Below are 2,689 nucleotides of genomic sequence, written 5' to 3'. Positions count from 1 at the left end.
TAGATGAAACTGAAAGAAAGAAACTTGAGGATATCGCCCAAGGTTGGGGAATGAGTCTTTCGTCAGCCTTAAAAAGATTAGTTAGAGAGAAATAAAATGTTGAAAAGATTTAATGACCCGCATCATGATCGAGAATATTGGAAGCGGTTAAAACCGCACGGGTAGGCTTTCCCCCGCGCTCTAAAGAGACGCGGCTCCCAGCCTTCCCGCGATCCCCTGGTGGGTTAAATAGTCAGCAAATATTCTGCTTTATTCTTCCATTGCTGGTTGTAAAACTAATTGTTTTGGTTTTACATAAGGTACATAGGTGCTATCAGATGGAGATACGCCATTGGCTACAACCCCAATCAGATTTAACCTACTCAACATCCCTGTGGCTTGATTAAGTTGGGTGCGGGTCACTTTACCAATACTTGCCATCATCACCACACTACGACAGGATGATGCCGTGAGCATAGCATCTACTAACCCAAGAACGGAAGGGGCATCTATGATTACCAAATCATAATTTTCTTCAAATGCAGCTATTAATTGAATCATCCGGGGAGAACTCAAAAGATGAGCAGGATCTGTCGGAATTGGTCCGGCTGTTAAAATATCAATGTAAGACGACCCAGAGTAAGGAACACTGATCTGATTAGGTAGATTAACTTCACTTTCTAATAAACTAGAAAGTCCTTGTTCATTAGGAAGATTTAACTGTTTGTGCAGATTAGGATCGCGTAAATTGGCATCAATTAGTAAGACTTTTTTATGTAGGCGAGCCGCACTCATGGCTAGACCTAATGCCAAAGCTGATTTACCATCATCTGGTAATGCTGATGTCACCATTAATGATCTTAAATCTGAGACTTTATTGAGTAGTTCAATATTTTTGTAAATGAGATCAAGTGATTCCCAACGGGGAGAAGATTGTAATACTTGAATTGTCCAAGGTGCGAGAACTTCTGGTTTGCCAAATGGCAATTTTATCATGGATTCTCTGGGCTTGGGAGGTGGCAATTTAGGAGTTGTTCCTAATAATGGGAGAGCAGCTTGTTTTTCTAATTCCGCAGTGGTATGTACAGCGTCATCAGATGCTTCACGAATAAAGGCAGCAAGTCCTCCTAACATTAACCCAATTACTCCTCCTAATAAGAGATTTTGTCTCATGTTAGGACCAGTATGAAGACCTTCTTGGGGTTCTTCTACTACCTCCCAATTAAATCCACCTTTAGAAAGTTCTTGGCGTAATTTTTGTTCTGCTCTTAATAATTGTTCTAATCTTTCTCTGCTAAATTGTAGTTGAGGCAGGATGCGATTGTAATAAGCCAATAGAGAAGGAAACCGCTTGAGGTCGGCTTGTAATTCTTTCTCTTTGGCTGCTAAGGTTTGATCGCGGGCGGTTAATGCAACGATGGTTGTTTGGGTTTCTACTAATTGACCTGTGAGATTAAGATCAATTTGTCCTAGTTGTCCTTGTTCTAAAAGATTGTCTCCGGAATTAAAGGTAGAGTTGGTTTTTTCTCCTAAAGTTCTGCTAACTTCTTTTTGTAAAAGTTGCTTTTGACTTTGCAGTTGTTCATATAATTTTTGAACGCTGGGAGTATCATCTGTGAAGCGTAACCGTTCTTGTGCTAAAGCCAGTTCTGTTTTTTGGATTTCATTGAGTAAGCCTTGGTAGCGGGTAGACTGACTCAGACGAGAAGAAACTAAGGCATTTTGTGGAGAACGGTTTAGTTGTGCTTGTAAAGATTTTTGCTTTGCTAAGGCTTCTTCATATTGAGAACGAGTTGTTTGTCGTTCCTGTTGGACAGTATTTAAAGCTGTCTCTACGGTTTTAGCTTGAGCATCTGGATCAATTAAATTTTGACTTCTGCGAAATCTTTGTAAATTTGCTTCGGAAGCGGTTACTTCATCAGTCGCTTTTCTTAATTGATCTCTGATAACTTGTAAACCTTTTTGTAGGCGTGAATCTTGTTGTTGTTTATTGTATTCTAAATAAACTTGCTGAATTGTTTTCAGAACTTTTTGAGTTTTTCCTGGATCGCTATCGGTGTAATCAACTTGAAATATTTTAGTAGCAATATTATCCTCTGGAGTCTTAATTTGAGTGAGGACTAAGGATTTTTTTAAATCCATTACAGTTAAGTCTGGATATTCAGTTTTAAGTCTATCAACTGCTTTTTTAATCAGTCCAGAACTCTGCATCAAGTTTAATTGAGTAGCTGTATCTACCTCCACATTAGCATCAGTAAATTGACTTTCAGTGTTATCTGTTTCTTTCTTGCCTTGATAGTTAGGCTCTACTAACAATTGCATGGTGCTTTTGAAGCTGGGTGGAGTTTTTAATGTAATGATGCCAGCAATAGCCGTAGAACTGAGCAATACTAATAATAACCAGGGAAATCTTCGCAGAATTACTGCAAACATTTGTCCATAACCTGGTTCTGTTTCTGATGCTGAATTTATATTGGGATTTAGACTAGTTTGAACCACTTTTATTATCCTTATCTGCGATACACTACGCAAACACCTAAAAAATTAAATGAATTAGTGATGCACAACTCCAATGCTGCAAGGCAGAATTAAAAATTAGAAAAGCAAATTATATAAGCTTTCTCGGAACTTTTAATGATGAGTTATTTTTGCCATGCTGCACTAGTAGTCTGTTAATCCGAAAATGACGGGTGAAGGGGGGTGGGGGGCA

Annotated in this window: 1 protein-coding gene; it reads right to left on the bottom strand. The window is 38.7% G+C overall.

What is annotated here, in order from left to right; genetic code table 11:
- Window positions 1-249: 249 nt before the first annotated feature.
- Window positions 250-2,478: a polysaccharide biosynthesis tyrosine autokinase gene (locus IQ228_RS24465; RefSeq protein WP_027403019.1), complete on the bottom strand. Its 2,229-nt coding sequence runs from the start codon at window positions 2,476-2,478 to the stop codon at window positions 250-252.
- Between the last annotated feature and the right edge of the window lie 211 nt (window positions 2,479-2,689).

This window comes from Dolichospermum sp. LEGE 00246 (assembly GCF_015207865.1).
Lineage (GTDB): Bacteria > Cyanobacteriota > Cyanobacteriia > Cyanobacteriales > Nostocaceae > Dolichospermum > Dolichospermum heterosporum.
This window is presented reverse-complemented; position numbering and strand designations above follow the sequence as displayed.